The following is a 19,334-nucleotide window of genomic DNA, read 5'->3' as shown; positions in this document are numbered from 1 at the left end:
CCAGCCGCACCCGGAAGCACACAGGCGGTAACAGATGGATGTACTTCTGGCCATCATCGGCCAGTTCGGCCTCTACGGCCTGCTCACGGTCGGGATCGCGGTGATCTTCGCGGCGACGCGGGTGGTCAACCTCGCCCAGGGCGACCTCGCCATGGCCGGCGCCTACGTCGCCGCCACCGCGACCGGTGCCCCGTTCGGAATCCGCACACTGCTGGCCCTCGCCGCCGGCGTGCCCCTGCTCCTCGTCATCGAACGCCTGCTGCTGCGGCGCCCCGGCTCGGACGGACTGGCCGCCATGCTCGTCACCTGGGGCCTGGGCATGGCCCTGCGACAGGGCGCGGAACTCCTCTTCACCGGAACGTCCCGCACCGTCGCCGTGCCCGTGGACGGCACGCTCGACGTCCTCGGCACCCCCTACCCCGCCTACCGGCTGGTGTGCGCGCTGACCGCGATCGCCGTCATCACACTGGTGCTTCTCGCGGCCCACCGCACGGACTGGGGCCTGAGGCTGCGCGCCGTGGCCGACAACCCGCCCATGGCGGCGCTGCTCGGCACCGACCCGCGACGGATGCGCGCCACCGCCTTCACCGTCGGCGGACTGCTCGCGATTCTCGCCGGCGCCCTCTACAGCCCCGTTCTCGCGGTCAACCCCAGCATGGGATTCGGCCTGCTGGTCCCCGTCTTCTTCGGCCTGCTGCTCAGCCGCCCCGGTTCCCTGGTCACTGCCGCGGTCGCGGCCCTGCTGATCTCCGCGCTGTCGGTCCTGCTGCGCACGTGGCTCTCCGACACCCTCGCCGAAGCCCTCTTCTACGCCGTCGTCGTCGCGACCGCAGCCCTGCGCTCGCGACCCTGGACCGGAAGGTTCTCCGCATGGTTCCGTCGCACTCCCGCACCCGTGGGCGCCGTCTGATGCGCGCGTCCCGGACCCCGGCGCTGGCCGCTGCCTGCGCCCTCGCCCTCACCGGCTGCCAGGGGGCGGCGATGTCGGGCGACGACGCCCCGGACAAGGGTGGGCCGGTCAGGATCGGTGTGATCGTCCCGCTCACCGGACCCACCTCCCAGGTGGGCACGGCCCTGCGCAACGGGCTCGAACTGGCCGTGAAGGAGGTCAACTCCCACCAGGGCGTGCACGGGCGTCCGGTGGAGTACGTCGTGGTGGACGACGCGGGGGACCCGGCCAACTCCACCCAGCTCGCCCGGCGTCTGGTACGTCAGGACAAGGTGACGATGCTGTTCGGCACCATCACCGGCGACACCGCGGAAGCCGTCGGCAGAGTCGCCGACGAGGCACACGTCCCCTTCGGCACCGCCATCCTGGGCGACACCGAACACTGCTTCGCCTACCAGTGGGGCTTCGGCGAGTCGACCCGGCAGATGCTGACGCCCACCGTGCCAGGACTGATCGAGAAGTACGGCACCGATGTCGCGCTGGTCGGCTCCGACTACAACTACCCGCACTTCTACGCCGGGGTGGCCAGGGAACTGGTGAAGAAGGCGGGCGGCACCGTGGTCGCCGAGGAGTACAGCCCGCTCGGCCAGACCGACTGGCAGCCGGTCATCGGCCGGCTCAAGTCCGCGAAGCCCGACACCGTCCTGTCCATGGTCGTCGGCGCGGACGCGGTCACCTTCAGCAAGCAGGCGCAGCAGTTCGGCCTCCTCACTCCGAAGCTGGGCTTCGAGGGCGCCCCGCTGGACGCCGACTTCCAGCCGGCACTCGGTCCGCTGGTGGCCGGCCGCACCCACACGGTGCGCTGGAGCGACCGGCTGGACGACCCCGAGAGCCGCGGCTTCGTGAAGGACTACCGGGCCGCCCACGACTGGAAGGCCCCGGTGCCCGAGGTGGCCGGAAACGCCTACTTCGGCGTCGAGTTCTTCCTCGCTGCCGCGGCCAAGGCGGGCTCGAACGACCCCGAGGCCGTCAACCGGGCGATCGGCCGGCTGTCCTTCGACAGCCCGCTGGGCAAGGGGACGCGCTTCCACGCCGCCAACCATGTGCTCCAGGCCGACATGCAGCAGGTCACCATCGGCGGCGACGGCGCGTACAACGTCACCCGCAACCACCCGATGGTCGCCGACACGACCCCGAAGAAGGGGTGTTCGTGAACGTCGCCGCCGCATCGGGCGCCCCCTCGGCCTCCGGCGCCCCCTCCGCGGCCGGACCGGTGTCCGCCTCCTCGGCCCCCCGGCCCGGCCGGCTCCGCCGCTCACTGCGCGCCGGGCTCCCGGGCGTCGCGGGGGTGGCTCTGCTCGCCGCCCCCTTCGGCCTCGATGCCTTCGCCGTCGCCACGCTCACCCTGGGCCTGTGCTACGGCCTCTTCGCCTACGGCCTCGACCTCAGCTGGGGGCGGGCCGGACTGCTGAGCGTCGGGCACGCCGCGTTCTTCGGCCTCGGCGCGTACGCCGTCGCACTCGGCCAGGAACACGGTCTGCCCTGGGCGCTGACCGTGGCCGCCGCCGTCGCGGCCGCCGTGGTGATCGCCGTGCCCGTCGTGCTGACGGGGCTGGCGGCCCCGGTCCCCGACGCCCCGCTGATCCTCCTCACCATCGGCGTCGGTCTGCTGCTCCAGCGCGCCGCCACCACGTTCACCGGGCTCACCGGCGGGACCAACGGGCTGCCCGCCTCCGGGCCCGACGTGGTGACCTCCTACTACGTCACCCTCGCCGTCGTCGCGGCCGTGGTGACGGGCTGCGGCGTGCTCCTCGTCCGCGGCCGGTTCGGTGCCCGCCTCATCGCCGCGGCCCGCAACCCCGAACGGGCCGCTCAGAGCGGCATCGACCCGACCCGGGTGCGAGCCACCGCGTTCGCCGCGAGCGCGGCCGTCGCCGCCGTGGCCGGAGCGCTGTACGCACCCGTGGCCGGACTGGTGTCGCCACAGGTCTTCGGCCTCGGCCTCTCCACGTCCGTGCTGATCTGGCTGGCCCTCGGCGGGCGTGAGTCCACCGCCGGGCCGTTCGTGGGGGCGATCGCCGTCACCGTGGGCCAGCAGTACCTGGGCTCCGTCTGGCAGGGCTGGTACGTCCTCGCCCTCGCCGCCCTGTTCCTGCTGGTCGTCCAGGTGGCGCCGGCCGGGCTCACGGCCGTGCCGCGCCGGTGGCTGGCGGGCCCGGGACCCGTCGTACGGCTGCCGTCCGAGAGCCGCCGCCGCCCACGCCGTACGTCCGCGCGCACCGGGCGGGCGACCGCCCCGGCCACCGGCGACGGACCGGATCCGTCCGTCGCACGGGCACCGGGTCCGAGCGGCCCCGCCCCGCTCGCCGTCGCCGGCATCCGCAAGTCCTTCGGCCCCGTCGAGGTGCTCGCCGGGGTGGACCTCGTCGTCGACGCCGGCCGCTGTGTGTGCCTGATCGGCCCGAACGGCGCCGGGAAGAGCACCTTCCTGAACGTCGTCGCCGGACAGCTCACCCCGGACGCGGGCACCCTGCGCCTCTTCGGTACCGACGCGGCCGGCCTCCCGGTCCACCGGCGCGTGGGACTCGGCGTCGGCCGGATGTTCCAGATACCCAGTGTGGTCGCCGAACTCTCCCCGGCCGACAACCTCCGCCTCGCCCGGATGCAGGCGCCCGAACCCACCGAACCGCCCGCCGAGTTCCGGGATCTCGTCGACGACGGGCTCCGGCCCGCCGGCACCCTTCCGCTCGCCGACCGGCGGCGTCTGGAACTGGCCATGGTCCTCACCGCGGCACCCCGCCTGCTGCTGCTCGACGAACCCGCCGCCGGACTCGGCCCCGACGACGCCCGCCGTCTCACCCGCGAACTTCGCGCGGTCAACCGCCGCACCGGATGCGCCCTGCTGGTGGTGGAGCACGACATGGACATCGTGCGGGAACTGGCCGACGACGTCGTCGTCCTGGCCGGGGGACGGGTGCTCGCCCGCGGCCCGCTCGACGCGGTGGCCGCCGATCCGGCGGTCCGCGCCGCCTATCTGGGAGTGCGCTGATGCTCGAACTGACCGGCCTCGCCGGCGGATACGGGCAGGCCGCCGTGGTCCGTCCGACCGATCTGACCGTACGCGGCGGCGAGATCACCGCCCTCATCGGCCGCAACGGTGCCGGCAAGACGACCCTGCTGCGGACCGTCTTCGGCCTCGCCGACCGGCACGGCGGCGAGGTGACCCTCGACGACAACCGCGTGCCCCCCGGCCGGCCCGAGCTACTCGCCCGCGGCGGCGCCACCCTGATGCCGGAGGACCGGGGCGTGTTCCCGACGCTCACCGTCGCCGAGAACCTCCGTCTCGCACGCCGCCGGGACGTCGTCCCGGCCGTCGACCCGTACGCCGTCTTCCCGCTCCTCACCGACCGCGCCCGTCAGCAGGCGGGCACGCTCTCGGGAGGGCAGAAGCAGCAACTGGGCATCGCACGCGCCATGCTCGCCGGCCGGACGCTCATCGCGGTCGACGAACTCACCCAGGGACTCCAGCCCTCCGTCGTCGCCGACGTGCTGGAAGCCCTCGGAGCGATCGCCGCCGCCGGCGTGGCCGTCCTCCTCGTCGACCAGCACGCCGGCGCACTCCTCGACCACTGCCGGCACGTCGTGGCGATGGAGGCCGGACACGTCGTCCTCGACGCACCCAACGGCCCCGGCCTGCGCGACCGGCTCGACGAGATCCTCGCTGTCCGCTGACCGCCCCACCCTTTCTGGAGCCACCACCATGGACCCGTTCGACTCAGCCACCGACCTCGCGGCGGCGATCCGCCGGCGCGACCTCAGCCCCGTCGAGGTCGCCGACACCTACCTCGGGCGGATCGAGGAGCACAACGGAGAACTCGCCGCGTTCACCTGGCTCGACGAAGAGGCCTGCCGTACGGCCGCGCGCCGTGCCGAGAAGGCCGTCACCGACGGCGGACCCCTCCCGCCCTTCCACGGAGTGCCCGTCCCGGTCAAGGAGCTGACCCAGGTCGAGGGCCAGCCCGCCACCTATGGCTCGTACGGGGTCGACGACCGCCCCCGCACCCTCACCGAGCCCGTGGTCCGGCGGCTGCTCGACGCCGGCTTCCTCCTGATGGGGCGCACCAACTCGCCCGAGATGGGCCTCCTGTCGACCACCGACAACAGCCGCTTCGGCAGCACCCGCAACCCCTGGAACCCCGCATACTCCTCCGGCGGGTCCAGCGGCGGCGCCGCGGCCGCCGTCGCCGCCGGCCTCGCGCCCGTCGCCCACGCCAACGACGGCGGCGGCTCGATCCGTATGCCGTCCTCCTCCTGCGGGCTGCTCGGCCTCAAGCCCAGCCGGGGCCGCGTCCCCCAGCACGTGCCCGGCTGGGAGCACGCCACGGTCGAGGGAGCCATCACCCGCACCACCCGGGACGCCGCCGCGATGCTCGACGCGATGTCGGTGCCCGACCGGCTCGCCATGTACCAGGCACCCGCCCCCGAGCGGCCCTTCCTCGACGAGGCCGGCCGCGACGGCGGACGCCTGCGGATCGGGCTGCTCACCGAGGCCCCCACCGGCCTGCCCGTCGACCCGAGCTGTGTCGAGGCCGCCGAGCACACCGCCCGGCTGCTCGTCTCCCTCGGCCACGACGTCGCCCCCGCCTCGCCCCGCTTCTTCAGCGAGGAGGCGATCATCGGATACGCGCAGACCGTGCTGGACGCAGCGCTCTGGGCAGCCCCGTACCAGCAACCGGAACTCGCCGAGCCGCACCTCCGCTTCCGGATGGAGCGGGCCGCCGGCCGGCACTCGGGCGAATACACCCGGGCCGCGCAGCTGCTCGCCGAGGAGGCACGGGCGGTCCGCGCCCAGTGGGGCCAGGAGTTCGACCTGCTGCTCACCCCCACCATGGCCTGCCTGCCGCCGCCGGTGGACGCCCTGCTCAAGGAGGCCAACGAGGACCCGGGCGGCCCGCGTACGACCGAGACGCAGATGATCTCCTTCACCTCGATCTGCAACATCACCGGTCAGCCCGCCGTCAGCCTGCCCACCTTCACCTCGGCCGGGGGCCTCCCCGCCGGCAGTCAGCTGATTGCCGGGCCGTGGGACGAGGCCGCCCTCATCCGGGTCTCCGCCGAACTGGAGGAACTGGACGGATGGCCGCACCGTCGCCCCGCGCGCTACGTCGGCTGAGCCGGCAGCTCTGCGCCGAGTGAGTCCGCCTCGTACGCGAGGCGCCTGCCACGTCGGCGGTGGCACCGCGCCACCGCCGCTTCCGGGTCCCTCCCCGTCCCGGGCCGGGACCCGGCCACCACAGGAGAAGGAGCCGTACATGGCACGCACCGCACTCGCCCGCACGTTGCGCCGTATCGTCGCCGAACACTCCGCCGACACCGGCACCTCCGACGGCGCCGACACCGGCGGGGCTGCCGGAGGCCCCTCCCGGCGCACGGTTCTCGGCGGACTCGCCGCCGGCGTGGGCCTGGCCGCCACCGGCGTCGGCGCGGCCTCCACCGCCCAGGCCTCCACCGTCTCCCCGCCCGTGGTCGCGATCGTGGGCGCCGGCATCGCCGGACTGACCGCGGCCCTGCGGCTCGCCGACCACGGCATCGCCTGCACCGTCCACGAGGCCGACACCAGGGTCGGCGGCCGGATCCACTCCAACCCGGCCGGCTCCTACTGGGGCGACGGCCAGACCTCCGAGTGGGGCGGGGAGATGATCGACACCGGGCACGCCCTGATGCAGTCGCTCGCCGCCCGCTTCGGCCTGCCCCTCGACGACCTGCGAGCCGCCGAACCGGCCGGTGCGACCGAGGTCTACCGCTTCGACGGTGCCTACTACACCTACGCCCAGGCGAGTGCCGACTTCAAGAAGCTGAAGCCGGTACTCCAGCAGGACCTCGCCACCTTCGACTGGCCCGTCGGCTGGAACACCGCCAACAGCCCCGGAGCCGTGGCCCTGTCGAACATGACCATCCACGACTGGATCGCCACCCGTGTTCCCGGTGGCCACGCCTCGCCGTTCGGACAACTCCTCGACGTCGCCTACACCACCGAGTTCGGCGTGGACACCCAGGCGTCGTCCGCGCTCGGCATCGTCGGCCTGCTCGCCTACCAGCCCACCCCCAACGGCTTCGCGCTGTTCGGTGAGAGCGACACCCGCTATCACGTCCGCGGCGGCAACCAGCGCCTGCCGCAGGCGATCGCCGCGGCCCTGCCCCCGGGGACGGTACGCCAAGGCCGGCGGCTCCAGGCCGTGGCCGCGGCCCCGGGAGGCCGGCAGACGCTCACCTTCACCGTCGACGGCTGTACGCAGACGGTCCTCGCCGACCACACCGTGCTCGCCCTTCCGGTCGGCGTGCTCAAGAGACTCGACCTCTCCGCGTCCGGGTTCGACAGCCTCAAGCTCGGCAGCATCACCGCGATGGCGATGGGACAGAACTGCAAGCTCTCCCTGCAGTTCGACACCCGCCACTGGAACACCGCCGGTCCGTGGGGTGTGGCCACCGGCAGCACGATGACCGACACCGGCTACCAGACCTCGTGGGACTCCAGCAGGGCCCAGCCCGGTGGCAAGGGCATCCTGACCGTGTACGCGGGCGGCAGCCACGCGGCGGACTTCACCCCGTCCGCTCCGTTCCGCACCGCCGCCGACCCGCAGATCGCCGGATACGCGCGGGCGGCGCTCGCCCAGCTCGAACCGGTCTTCCCCGGCCTGACCGCCCACTGGACCGGCAAGGCCACACTGGCGGCCTGGCCGCTCAACCCGAACGCGTACGGCTCGTACTCCGCATGGCCGCCCGGCTACGCCCACCAGTACGCGGGCTACGAGGCGGTCCGCCAGGGCAACACCCACTTCGCGGGTGAGCACACGTCCGAGGAAGCCCAGGGCTACATGGAGGGCGGAGCGGAGTCCGGCCTGCGCGCGGCCGACGAGATCCTCACGGACCTCGGCCTCCTGTAGCGGAGGCCGACGGGCCCGGCCGGACTCCTTCCGGCCGGGCCCCCGTGTCCCGGGCGACCGAGCCGGACAACCCGGCGAAGGACCGACCCCGGTCAGGCGCCCCGCAGGCTTTCGGCGCTCCCTTCGACGGCCGAGATCAGGGCCTCGACCGTGGCGCCGAAGATCTGCTCGTCCGTCACCGCGGCCAGTTCGCCACTGAGGCCGGTGATGTGGGGGAAACGCTGCGGGTCGACCAGCCGGTACTCGCGGCTCCACGCGGAGTCGTCGGCCGCGCGGGCGTCCGCGTCGAACAGCAGGAACGCGGCCTGCTGCCCCACGTACGCGAGGAGGGTGTCCCCGATCATGCGGTAGTGGACGGCGGCCTCGGCCCCCTCCAGACCGGCCTCCCGTACGGCGCCGAGGATGAGTTCGACGACCCGGAACTCGTTGGCGCGGCGCGTGGTCCGGCTCGCCATGGCGGAGCCCACCACCGGGTACTTGAGGGCGACCGCGAGGGAGGCGTCGGCGAGTGCCCGGATGCGGGCCTTCCAGTCGAGGCCGTCGGGGATGGCGTCGAGCGCCTCGCCGAGCATGTGGTCCGCGACCGACAGCAACAGCTCGTCCTTGTCGCGGAAGTGCCGGTAGATCGCGGTCGGATCCGCCCCGAGCTCCTCGCCCAGGCGCCGGACGGTGAAGGCGTCCTCGCTTCCCCGGGCGGCGATGCGCAGGCTCGCTTCGATGATCGCGGCGGGCGTGAGCTGACTGCCGGCGCGCTTGCTCCGGGCCTTGGTGGCGGGTGACTTCGGCATGGTGCGGCCAGTGTATCGGTTCGGGATGCACTGAGCGCAACACTGTTGACAGCGCTGTTGCGCTGTCGTTCACTCCTCCTCAACGAACACGTCGGGCGGGTCATTCCGCCCTGCTGGAGGTTGAATTGATGGCGCACAGCAGCGAACGAGCCGACACCGTCTTCGTCGGGGGCCGGGTCTTCACCGGAGCGGGCCCCGTCCCGGTTGAAGCGGCCGTCGCCGTCGCGGGCGGCCGCATCATCGCCGTCGCCGACGTGGGTACGGTGCGCACGCTGACCGGCGCCGGTACGGAGGTCGTCGATCTGGAGGGCGGCCTGCTCGTCCCCGGATTCCAGGACGCGCACATCCACCCCGTGATGGGTGGCACCCAGATGCTCGGCTGCGACCAGAGCGAGCAGACCACCGCCGATGGCTGTCTCGACGTGGTGGCCCAGTACGCCGAGGACCACCCGGACACGGCCTGGATCCGTGGCGGCGGCTGGTCGATGGACTGCTTCCCGGGCGGCACACCGACGCGTTCCATGCTCGACGCGGTGGTGCCCGACCGGCCCGTGCTTCTCATGAACTGCGACGGCCACGGTGCATGGGTCAACACCCGCGCCCTGGAGATCGCCGGTGTCGACCGGCACACCGCCGACCCGGCCGACGGCCGTATCGAGCGGGAGGCGGACGGCACCCCGGCCGGCACCCTGCACGAGGGCGCCGTCGAGCTGGTCGCCAAGCACGTTCCCGTCGCGACCGAGGACGAGACGTACGCCGGACTGCTCGCCGCTCAGGAGTACCTGTTCTCACTCGGGGTCACCGGGTGGCAGGACGCCATGATCGGCTCCTTCCACGGCTACCCGGACAACCTGCCCGTCTACCTGCGTGCGGCCCGCGAGGGCTCGCTGCTCGCCCGGGTCGTCGGCGCCCTGTGGTGGGACCGCAACCGCGGGATGGAGCAGCTTCCGGAGCTGGAGGAGCGTCGCCGCATCGGCCGGGAGGGCCGCTTCGGCGCCACCAGCATCAAGATCATGCAGGACGGCGTCGCGGAGAACTTCACCGCCGGGATGCTGGAGCCCTATCTGGACGGCTGCGGCTGCGCGACCGGCAACTCCGGCCTGAGCTTCGTCGAGCCCGGACTGCTGAAGGAAGCGGTGTGCGCGCTCGACCGGTCCGGCTTCCAGGTCCACTTCCACGCCCTCGGCGACCGGGCCGTGCGCGAGGCACTCGACGCGCTCGGCGAGGCCCGTGCCGCCAACGGCGCAAACGACCACCGGCACCACCTGGCCCACCTCCAGGTTGTCCACCCCGATGACATCGCGCGTTTCGCGGAACTCGGCGTCGCCGCGAACATCCAGCCGCTGTGGGCCGCCCACGAGCCACAGATGGACGAGCTGACCATCCCCTTCCTCGGGGCCGAACGCGCCGCCCAGCAGTACCCGTTCGGGGATCTGCGCCGCGCCGGTGCCCACCTCGCCGCCGGCAGCGACTGGTCGGTGAGCAGCCCCAACCCGCTGTGGGGCATCCACGTGGCGGTCAACCGTACCGCCCCGGCCCGGGAACTCCCCGAGGGCGAGACGTACCCGCCGTTCTACCCCGAACAGGCACTGACCCTGGCCGAGGCGCTCACCGCGTACACCGCGGGTACCGCCTGGGTGAACCACCTCGACGACGTGACCGGCACGGTCGAGGTGGGCAAGTACGCGGACCTCGTCGTCCTCGACCGTGACCCGTTCACGCGCCCCGCCGACGAGATAGGCGACGTCCGGGTCCGCCGGACCTACGTCGAAGGCCGCCTCGTGTTCGACGCGGACGCGACCGCGCCCACTGCGTCGACCGACTGACGCAGCCCCCCCCCACGCACTTCATCGACCCCACCCCGGACGGAGACAGACAGTGCCATCGCAGAGTGCAGGATCGAGACGGCCGACGCGCATGCGGACGGTTCGCCGCGCAGCGGGGGCCCTCCTCGCGGCGAGCGCCGTGCTCATCACCAGTGCGTGCAGCGGCACGGCGGACAAGAACGAGGACGCCGCCGCCGGAACGTCGTACGAGCTGACCAAGCAGACGCCCGCCGCCGCGGGCGACATCGGCTCCTTCACCTGGTCGATCTACGCCGAGCCCTCCTCGCTGGACTACGCCTACGCGTACGACTACCCGCCGAACCAGATCCTCGCCAACGTCTGCGAGAGCCTGCTGCGCTGGAACCCGGACCTGACGACATCCCCGAACCTGGCGTCCTCGTTCACCAATCCGACGCCCACCACCTGGGTCTACAAGATCCGTCCGGGTGTGCGCTTCCACGACGGCACGGTCCTCACCGCGAAGGACGTCGTCGCCTCGCTGCGCCGTCACATGGACCCCGCCGTGGGCAGCGCGTGGGAGAACACGTTCCGCAACGTGAAGTCGATCGACATGACCGGACCCCTGGAAGTCACCGTCAAGCTGACGAAGCCGGACGCGGTCTTCAACCAGGAGATGGCCACCAGCTCGGGGACCATCGAGTCGGCCGCGACCCTCGCCAAGGCGGGCAAGGACTACGGCAGCCCCAAGGGAGGGGTCAACTGCACGGGCCCGTTCTCCTTCGGGTCCTGGGCATCGGGTCAGTCACTCACCCTGAAGAAGTTCGACGGTTACTGGAACAAGGAGCTGAAGCCCAAGGCGGGCCAGGTCAAGTTCGTGTTCCTGAGTGACGCGACGACCCGCGTCAACGCCTTCCAGAGCGGTGAGGTGGACGGTGGCTGGATGGTCCCGGCCGACGCCTACGACCAGCTCGGCTCGTCCACCGCGGGCAAGCTCTACTTCGGCGTCAACAGCACTGTCGCCGAGGAGATCGTGGGCGATCTCAAGGGCCCGCTCGGTGACGTCGAGGTGCGCAAGGCCCTGCTCATGGCGATCGACCGCAAGGGCATCGTCAAGGCCGGCGTCGGCGGGACGGGCGAGATCGCCGACTCCCTCGTCACCGACAACATGTGGGACCAGGCGCCCGCCGCCGATCGCAAGGCCATCATCAAGGACGTGCCGCACTACCCGTACGACCCGGCGAAGGCCAAGGAGATCGCGGAAAAGGCCGGGGTGAAGGGGGAGCGGATCGTCATCGCGACCAGCCCGCTCGACTCGCAGACCACGATCGTCGCGCAGGCCATGGAGCAGGCCGCCAAGGCCATCGGCCTGGACCCCAAGATCGAGACGCTGTCCCCGGAGAAGTACTCGACGCTCTTCACCGACGCCGCCGCCCGCAAGGGGATCGACCTCTTCCTGACCTTCTGGTACACCTCGATCACCGACCCGCTGGATGTGTACGGCTCGCTGGAGACCGGCATGTTCACGAACTACGGCGGCTGGTCGAACAAGGAGTTCGACCAGGCGGTCGAGGATGCCTCCGGCACCTACGACCCGGCCGCACGGGCCGCGGCGAGCGCGAAGGCGCAGAAGATCGCCCTGCGGGAACTGCCCTGGCTGCCCCTGTACACCCAGCCCACCAGCGTCTTCCTGGGCAACCGGATCACCGGCGTCCAGCCGTCGGTCGCCTACCTCTACTACCCGTGGGCCGCCGAGATCGGCGCGAAGAAGTGAGCCGCACGGCCACCCGGGCGATCGGGGTCGTGAGCCGCCTGGCCGGGATGGCGGCGACCTTGCTGGTCACCTCCTTCCTGGTGTTCTCCTCGCTGTACCTGGCGCCCGGCGACCCGGCGAGCTTCCTGGTGCGCGGGCGCAGCGCCGGCCCCGAGGAACTCGCCCAGATCCGCCACAGATACGGCTTCGACGAGCCGTTCCTCGTCCGGTACTGGGACTGGCTGGGCGGCGTGCTGCACGGCGACTTCGGCCGCTCCTACGTCTTCCACCAGGACGTCAGCTCGGTCATCTGGTCGCGGCTGCCGGCCACCCTGCTGCTGATCGCCGCCTCGGCCCTGCTGATCGCGGTGGTCGGGGTCGCGGCCGGCATCGTCGGCGCGCTGCGCCGCGGCACCCGCACCGACTCGATGCTGATGCTGCTGGTGACCGTGGGGGCCGCGGCCCCCGCCTTCGTCGCCGCGCTGCTGCTGCGGTCGCTGTTCGGCGTGAAACTGGGCTGGTTCCCGACGATAGGCAACGGCACAGGTGTTCTCGACCGGCTGCACCACGTCGTACTGCCGGCGATCGCCCTGTCCGTCACGTTCATGGCGATGGTCACGCGGGTGACCCGCTCGTCGATGCTGGAGGAACTGGGCCGTGAGCACGTCGAGGTCGCGGTGAGCCGCGGCACCCCGCGGTGGACCGTGATCCGGCGGCACGTACTGCGCAACGCCCTCGGCCCGATCGTCACCGTCTCCGCGCTCCTCATCTCCGGAATGCTCGTGAGCACCTCGATCGTGGAGACGGCGTTCGGCATGTCGGGCGTGGGATCCCTGCTGGTGACCTCGGTCAACCAGATGGACTTCCAGGTGGTGCAGGCGATCGTGCTGCTCGTGGTGGCCGCGTTCGTCGTGGTCAACTTCCTGGTGGACCTGGTGCATCCGCTGATCGATCCGCGGGTGGCGGCAGCGGGGAGTGCGCGATGAGCGCCCCGATGGCGGGAGTGACCCGCAGGCCGATCGCCAAGCTGCGCTCCATGGGGGGTGGTTGGCTGGAGAAGCTCTGCCTGGCCCTTCTTGTCCTCTTCGTGCTGGTCGCGGTGTTCGCACCGTGGCTGTCACCGCAGGACCCGACGTACGGAGAGCTGGGCACCGGGCTCGTCGGCCCGAGCGCCGACCACTGGCTGGGCACCGACCAGGGCGGGCACGACACCTTCTCGGCCCTGGTCGAGGGAAGCCGCACGAGTCTGGTCGGACCGCTGCTGGTGGTCCTGGTCTCGACCGTGGCCGGTATCGCCGTCGGCCTGTTCGCGGCGTGGCGGGGCGGCTGGGTCGACACCGTTCTCGGGCGGCTGCTCGATGTGGTCTTCGCCTTCCCGGCGCTGCTCGTCGCGATTCTCGCGGTGGCGGTCTTCGGCAAGGGGATGACGGCACCGGTGATCGCCATGTCCGTGGCCTACATGCCGTACACCGCGCGCCTGGTGCGCGGCCTCGCGATGCAGGAGCAGGCCAGGCCGTACATCGCGGCCTACCGGGTGCAGGGGCACTCCGCGCTGTATGTCGCGGTCCGCCGGCTGCTGCCGAACATCGGCCCGACCGTGCTCGCCCAGTCCACCGTCAACTTCGGCTACGCGCTGCTCGACCTCGCCGCCCTGTCCTTCCTCGGCCTGGGCGTGCAGGCACCGACACCCGACTGGGGCGCCATGATCAACCAGTCCCAGGCAGCCGTGCTGCGCGGCCAGCCGCTGTCCGCGGTCGTGCCCGCCGTCGCCGTCGTGGTGGTCGTCGTCGCCTTCAACATCGTCGGGGAGAACGTCGGCGACCGGCTCGCAGGGAGGAAGACCTGATGGCGCTGCTGGAGTACGAGAACCTGAGCATCGCCCTGCCCGGCATGGCCCGGCCGGTCCTCGACGGCATCGACCTGGCCGTCTCGGCAGGTGAAGTCGTCGCGCTGGTGGGCGAATCCGGCTCCGGGAAGTCGGTCACCGCACGGTCGGCCCTCGGGCTGTTCCCCACCGGGGCCGACGTCGACGGACATGTGCGCGTCGACGGAACGGAGGTGGTGGGCGCCGGCCCGGCAGCCCTGCGGGCGATCCGCACCGGCACGGCATCGATGATCTTCCAGGACCCCCGGGCGGGCATCAACCCGGTCCGCCGCATCGGCGACTTCCTCACCGAGGCACTGCGCGTCAGCAACGGCTGGAGCAAGGGCCGCGCCAACGACCGCGCTGTCGAACTGCTCGGTGCGGTCGGACTCCCGGACCCCGAACGGCACCTGCGCCAGTACCCGTACGAGCTCTCCGGCGGCATGCTGCAACGCGTCATGATCGCCGCAGCGCTCACCGCCGGTCCCAGGCTGCTGCTCTGCGACGAACCCACCACCGCGCTCGATGTCTCCACCCAGGCCGAGATCATGGCCATCCTCGGCCGGCTGCAGCGCGAACGCGATCTGGGCATGCTCCTCATCACGCACGACATCGAGCTCGCGGCCGCGGTCTGCGACCGCATCTACGTGATGTACGCGGGCCGGATCGTCGAGACCGCCCCCACCGCACAGCTCTTCGAGACACCCCGCCACCCCTACACGGCCGGCCTGCTCGGCTCGTCGCCGCCCCTCCTGGCCCCGGACGGACCGCCCGCCCGGCTCACCCCGATCCCGGGTTCCCCCATGGGGCTGCTCGACTCGGCGCCCGGCTGCTCCTTCGCGGCGCGCTGCCGCTCGGCCCGGCCCGGCGTCTGTGACCGGACACCGCCGCCGCTGGAGCGGCACGGCGCGGCGCTGGTCGCCTGCCACCTCGCGCAGGAGTCACCCACCGTCAGCGACAACACAGCGACAAGGGAGGGAAGTTGACCGTCGACGACAGTGGCCGCACGCTGCTTCAGGTCAGCGGCCTGCGTAAGGCCTACCGGACGGGAAAGACGGAGGTCGTCGCCGTCGATGACCTGTCGTTCTCACTGCGGGCCGGCGGCGCCCTCGGCATCGTGGGGGAGTCGGGCTCCGGCAAGACGACCACGGCCCGGATGCTGATCGGCCTCGAACGCCCCGACGCCGGACAGATACTCGTCCAGGGCGAACCACTGGCCCCGACGGTACGCGGCAGAGCGGCCCGCCTCGCCCGCGCCAAGGCGGTGCAGATCGTCTTCCAGGACCCGTACCTCTCGCTGGACGGCCGGATCACCATCGGCGCCACCATCGACGGAGCGCTGCGCCTGCACGGTCTCGCCGATCCTGCCGCCCGGGCCGCCAGGACGAGAGAACTCCTCGACCAGGTGGGGCTCGGGGGGCGGGAGGCTGCGGCCCTGCCGCGCAAACTCTCCGGCGGCCAGCGCCAACGCGCCGCCATCGCACGTGCGCTGGCGGTCGAACCCGCCGTGCTCGTCCTGGACGAGGCGGTGTCCGCGCTCGATGTCTCCGTCCAGGCCCAGGTGCTCAACCTCCTGTCGGACATCCGCCGCGACACCGGCATCGGCCTGGTCTTCGTCAGCCATGACCTGGCCGTCGTGCGGTACGTGTGCGACGAGGCGCTCGTCCTGTACCGGGGCCGCACCATGGAGCACCGCCCTGTCGCGGAGCTGCTCTCCGACCCCGGACACCCGTACACGCAGTTGCTGCTGGCGTCCGTTCCCCGGCCGGACTGGGACCCCGACTCCATCAGCCGGCGGCGCCGGGAGCTCGCTCCTCCGGTGGCGCGGACCTGAGGGCGGGGAGCGTGGGTTCCGGGCCGGGCGAATCCGGTGTTCTCCCCGGCCCGGCCCTCGGCCGGCATCTATGCTGTGGCGGGCCTTCGGCCGCTGCTGCCACGTCAGTTCGCACTTTCGGCCGACGATCGCCGCACCCGCCCCGGCACCTGCCCGGGGACCTGAACCCGGCCAGGAGAGCAGATCATGACAGTCGCCGTCCTCGCCGTCATCGGGACGCTCCTGGGATCCATCGTCACCGGCACGTTTCACCATCTGGCAGCCGGCCGTGCCGAGCGGGCGGCCGCTGCAGGTCAGCTGCGCCGCGACCGCCTCGACGCCGTGACGACACTCGCCTCGGCCGGCTCCGACCACCGACGGGCCCTGTGGATGCGCGGGGAGGCGCTGCTGCGCGGCGCCGACGACGCCGAGCGGGAGGAGTTGCGAGCCAGGTCCCACACCACCCGCTCCGCCATCACCCGTCCCCTGGTCGCACTGCGGCTCCTCGTGCCCGAACCGGCTGTCCACACCACCGCGCAGGCCATGGTCGTCGCCACGTACGACATGGTCGACGCCGCCACGAGCAGGGAGGAGCTCATCGCGGCGCAGGACGCCGCACGGGCCGCGCACGACCGCTTCATCGCCGCCGCCGCCGCGTACTTCGCCGCCGCGACCTGACCCTGCCGATGCCCACCGTCCGACGCGAAGGGTTCGGGGGCGGGCCCCGGTGACGAGACGCTGATGTCGGATTCCCGCCAGCGGCGGCCCCGGACCGTGCCCCATCCTTGAATCATGCACACCGACACCGAGCGCTGCGTGCGGGCCGTCCAGTCCAAGGACTCCCGGTTCGACGGCTGGTTCTTCACCGCGGTCCTGACCACCCGGATCTACTGCCGCCCGAGCTGCCCCGTCGTGCCGCCCAAGGTCGAGAACATGACCTTCTACCCGAGCGCCGCCGCCTGCCAGCAGGCCGGGTTCCGGGCCTGCAAGCGGTGCCGGCCCGACACCAGCCCCGGATCGCCCGAGTGGAACGCGCGCGCCGACTCCGTGGCCCGCGCGATGCGCCTCATCCGGGACGGGGTCGTCGACCGGGAGGGCGTCCCGGGGCTGGCCACCCGGCTCGGATACTCGGCCCGCCAGATCGAGCGGCAGCTGCTCGCGGAGCTCGGCGCGGGACCGCTGGCCCTGGCGCGGGCGCAGCGGGCGCAGACCGCGCGGGTGCTCATCGAGACGACCGGGCTGCCGATGGCCGAGATCGCTTTCGCGGCCGGGTTCTCCTCGATCCGCACCTTCAACGACACCGTGCGTGAGGTCTTCGCCCTCGCGCCGGGGGAGCTGCGCAGCCGCGCGGCCCGGTCGACGAGGCCGCCGGTGACGCCCGGGGTGATAGCGCTACGGCTTCCGTACCGTGCCCCGCTCAACCCCAGCAACCTCTTCGGGCACCTCGCCGCGACGGCCGTCCCGGGCGTCGAGGAGTGGCGCGACGGGGCCTACCGCCGCACGCTCGACCTGCCCCACGGGCACGGCATCGTCGCCCTCACCCCGCATACCGACCACATCGCCTGCCGGCTCTCGCTCACCGACCCGCGCGACCTCACCGTGGCCATCAGCCGGTGCCGCTGGCTGCTGGACCTGGACGCCGACCCGGTCGCCGTGGACGAGCAGCTGCGCTCCGATCCCATGCTGGCCCCGCTGGTGGACGAGGCGCCGGGCCGCCGGGTGCCGAGGACCGTCGACGGTGCGGAGTTCGCGGTCCGGGCCGTGCTCGGCCAGCAGGTGTCCACTGCCGCCGCCCGGACCCACGCGGCCCGGCTGGTCACCGCCCACGGCACACCCGTCGACGACTCCGAGGGCGGCCTCACCCATCTCTTCCCGGCACCACAGGCGCTGGCCGGACTCGACCCCGAGCAGCTCGCCCTGCCCCGCAGCCGCCGCCGTACCCTCACCACACTCGTCGGGGCACTGGCGGACGGCTCGCTGCGCCTGGGCACCGACACCGACTGGGAGAAGGCGCGGGCCGAACTGGACGCGCTGCCCGGATTCGGCCCCTGGACCGTCGAGGTCATCGCCATGCGGGCGCTCGGCGACCCGGACGCCTTCCTGCCGACGGACCTCGGCATCCGGCGGGCCGCCCAGCAGCTGGGCCTGCCCTCGACACCGGCCGCGCTCACCGCGCGAGCGGCGGGCTGGCGGCCCTGGCGGGCCTATGCCGTGCAGTACCTGTGGACGGTCGACGACCACCCCATCAACCACCTTCCCGCGCAAGGAAGTTCCTCGTGACCACAGCACGCGCCACCCGGGCGACCCGACAGCACACCGTGATCGACAGCCCTTACGGTCCACTGACCCTCGTCGCCACCGACCGGGTTCTCGCCGGCCTCTATATGACCGGTCAGCGCCACCGGCCGCCCGAGGAGACCTTCGGCGAGGCCGACCCCGGCCCCTTCGACGAGGTCGTCGAGCAACTGGACGCCTACTTCGCCGGTGAGCTGCGGGATTTCGACCTTCCGCTGCACCTGGCCGGTACCCCGTTCCAGTGCTCCGTCTGGGCCGAGCTCCAGCGGATTCCGTACGGCGAGACCCGTACGTACGGAGAACTGGCCGAGAACCTCGGCAAGCCCGGCGCCTCACGCGCGGTGGGGCTGGCCAACGGCAAGAACCCGGTCGGCATCATCGTGCCCTGCCACCGGGTGATCGGAGCCTCGGGGAGCCTCACCGGATACGGCGGCGGTCTCGACCGCAAGCAGCGCCTGCTGGCCTTCGAGAACGGTACGCAGGACAGCGCTCCGGCGCTTTTCTAGGGGCTGAACGGCGAAGGGCTCCGCGCAGGCACGCGGAGCCCTTCGTGATGCAGGTCCGGTCAGCCGGTGAAGATCTCGATGACCGTCCAGATCGCCAGTCCCAGCATGCACACCCCGCCGATGCGCTGCACGGTCTTGAGGGGTACCCGCTTGGCGATGAACCGTCCCGCGAGCAGAGCCAGCGCCGATACGGACATCAGGGCGGCGGCGGATCCGATCGCGGTGGACCAGGCGCCGTTGCTCGCGGCCAGGTTGGCCGTCGTGATCTGGGTGAGGTCGCCCCACTCGCTGATGAACACCGCCATGAAGGCGGTGGAGTACACCGGCCAGAAGCCCGTCACCGTCTTCGGGCCGCCCTCCTCGTCGTCATCGCCGGCGTCGGCCCTGAGCAGCATGAACGCGCCGAAGGCGAAGAGGGAGGCGGAGACGAGCTTGACGATCCAGTCGGGCAGCAGGCCGAGCAGGCCGCCCGCCCCGACCGCGATGGCGACATGGACGATGAACGCGGACGACGTGCCGAACCAGACGTAGAGCGGGCGCATGCGCGTGCCCATGGCCAGCGACGCGAACATCGTCTTGTCGGGGAGCTCCGCGAGGAAGATCAGCCCGAAAGCGGTGAGGATCGCCAGGGGGTCGAGATGCATTCCGGGTGGCTTTCTGTTGGAGCCGGGCCCCGGATCTTCGCGAAGTGCCGCTCG

General features: G+C 72.1%; 17 protein-coding genes. 15 read left to right on the top strand and 2 right to left on the bottom strand.

Annotation, left to right across the window (positions count from 1 at the left end; all coding sequences use genetic code 11):
- The first annotated feature begins 34 nt into the window (after positions 1–34).
- From OG912_RS02290 to OG912_RS02265, 6 genes are all read left to right on the top strand, one after another.
- Positions 35–910, top strand: a complete 876-nt coding sequence (locus OG912_RS02290; protein ID WP_327707916.1) for a branched-chain amino acid ABC transporter permease — start codon at positions 35–37, stop codon at positions 908–910.
- Positions 871–2,103 carry an ABC transporter substrate-binding protein gene (locus OG912_RS02285; RefSeq protein WP_327707915.1) on the top strand — a complete coding sequence of 411 codons (1,233 nt, stop codon included), beginning with the start codon at positions 871–873 and terminating at the stop codon, positions 2,101–2,103. The genes OG912_RS02290 and OG912_RS02285 overlap by 40 nt, the downstream gene beginning before the upstream one ends.
- The gene (locus OG912_RS02280) at positions 2,100–3,938 is read left to right on the top strand and encodes a branched-chain amino acid ABC transporter ATP-binding protein/permease (protein ID WP_327707914.1); all 1,839 of its coding nucleotides are present in this window, start codon (positions 2,100–2,102) and stop codon (positions 3,936–3,938) included. The genes OG912_RS02285 and OG912_RS02280 overlap by 4 nt, the downstream gene beginning before the upstream one ends.
- On the top strand, positions 3,938–4,621 hold the full coding sequence (locus tag OG912_RS02275; protein WP_327707913.1) for an ABC transporter ATP-binding protein: 684 nt from the start codon (positions 3,938–3,940) through the stop codon (positions 4,619–4,621). The genes OG912_RS02280 and OG912_RS02275 overlap by 1 nt, the downstream gene beginning before the upstream one ends.
- A 28-nt stretch (positions 4,622–4,649) precedes the next feature.
- The gene (locus OG912_RS02270; protein ID WP_327707912.1) at positions 4,650–6,062 is read left to right on the top strand and encodes an amidase; all 1,413 of its coding nucleotides are present in this window, start codon (positions 4,650–4,652) and stop codon (positions 6,060–6,062) included.
- Between the two features lie 139 nt (positions 6,063–6,201).
- The gene (locus OG912_RS02265) at positions 6,202–7,833 is read left to right on the top strand and encodes a flavin monoamine oxidase family protein (RefSeq protein WP_327707911.1); all 1,632 of its coding nucleotides are present in this window, start codon (positions 6,202–6,204) and stop codon (positions 7,831–7,833) included.
- Between the two features lie 92 nt (positions 7,834–7,925).
- Here the strand turns inward: OG912_RS02265 and OG912_RS02260 are convergent, their stop codons facing one another.
- Positions 7,926–8,621 (bottom strand): TetR/AcrR family transcriptional regulator, encoded by a 696-nt coding sequence (locus tag OG912_RS02260; RefSeq protein WP_327707910.1) that lies wholly within the window; start codon positions 8,619–8,621, stop codon positions 7,926–7,928.
- A gap of 128 nt (positions 8,622–8,749) precedes the next feature.
- Here OG912_RS02260 and OG912_RS02255 point away from each other — a divergent pair, with 128 nt between their 5' ends.
- The 9 genes from OG912_RS02255 to OG912_RS02215 all read left to right on the top strand — a co-directional run bounded on the left by OG912_RS02255 (position 8,750) and on the right by OG912_RS02215 (position 18,636).
- Positions 8,750–10,447: an amidohydrolase gene (locus OG912_RS02255; RefSeq protein ID WP_327707909.1), complete on the top strand. Its 1,698-nt coding sequence runs from the start codon at positions 8,750–8,752 to the stop codon at positions 10,445–10,447.
- Between the two features lie 91 nt (positions 10,448–10,538).
- Positions 10,539–12,179 (top strand): ABC transporter substrate-binding protein, encoded by a 1,641-nt coding sequence (locus tag OG912_RS02250; RefSeq protein ID WP_327707908.1) that lies wholly within the window; start codon positions 10,539–10,541, stop codon positions 12,177–12,179.
- Positions 12,176–13,144, top strand: coding sequence for an ABC transporter permease (locus tag OG912_RS02245; RefSeq protein WP_327707907.1), 969 nt, complete (start codon positions 12,176–12,178; stop codon positions 13,142–13,144). The genes OG912_RS02250 and OG912_RS02245 overlap by 4 nt, the downstream gene beginning before the upstream one ends.
- On the top strand, positions 13,141–14,004 hold the full coding sequence (locus OG912_RS02240; protein ID WP_327707906.1) for an ABC transporter permease: 864 nt from the start codon (positions 13,141–13,143) through the stop codon (positions 14,002–14,004). Before OG912_RS02245 ends, OG912_RS02240 begins: the two co-directional genes overlap by 4 nt.
- Positions 14,004–15,008 carry an ABC transporter ATP-binding protein gene (locus OG912_RS02235; protein ID WP_327707905.1) on the top strand — a complete coding sequence of 335 codons (1,005 nt, stop codon included), beginning with the start codon at positions 14,004–14,006 and terminating at the stop codon, positions 15,006–15,008. Before OG912_RS02240 ends, OG912_RS02235 begins: the two co-directional genes overlap by 1 nt.
- Positions 15,005–15,856, top strand: a complete 852-nt coding sequence (locus OG912_RS02230; RefSeq protein ID WP_327707904.1) for an ABC transporter ATP-binding protein — start codon at positions 15,005–15,007, stop codon at positions 15,854–15,856. The genes OG912_RS02235 and OG912_RS02230 overlap by 4 nt, the downstream gene beginning before the upstream one ends.
- A gap of 186 nt (positions 15,857–16,042) precedes the next feature.
- Complete coding sequence (locus OG912_RS02225; RefSeq protein ID WP_327707903.1) at positions 16,043–16,513, top strand: hypothetical protein; 471 nt, start codon at positions 16,043–16,045, stop codon at positions 16,511–16,513.
- Positions 16,514–16,627: 114 nt separating this feature from the next.
- Entirely contained in the window at positions 16,628–18,115 is a 1,488-nt protein-coding gene (locus OG912_RS02220; RefSeq protein WP_327707902.1) for an AlkA N-terminal domain-containing protein, read from the top strand.
- Positions 18,112–18,636 (top strand): methylated-DNA--[protein]-cysteine S-methyltransferase, encoded by a 525-nt coding sequence (locus OG912_RS02215; protein WP_327707901.1) that lies wholly within the window; start codon positions 18,112–18,114, stop codon positions 18,634–18,636. Before OG912_RS02220 ends, OG912_RS02215 begins: the two co-directional genes overlap by 4 nt.
- Positions 18,637–18,695: 59 nt before the next feature.
- Here the strand turns inward: OG912_RS02215 and OG912_RS02210 are convergent, their stop codons facing one another.
- Positions 18,696–19,280 (bottom strand): TMEM165/GDT1 family protein, encoded by a 585-nt coding sequence (locus OG912_RS02210; protein ID WP_326739989.1) that lies wholly within the window; start codon positions 19,278–19,280, stop codon positions 18,696–18,698.
- Positions 19,281–19,334 lie beyond the last annotated feature (54 nt).

The organism is Streptomyces sp. NBC_00464, assembly GCF_036013915.1.
Lineage (GTDB): Bacteria > Actinomycetota > Actinomycetes > Streptomycetales > Streptomycetaceae > Streptomyces.
Note: the sequence above shows the minus strand (reverse complement) of the source record. Positions and strands in the feature narration are given on the sequence as shown.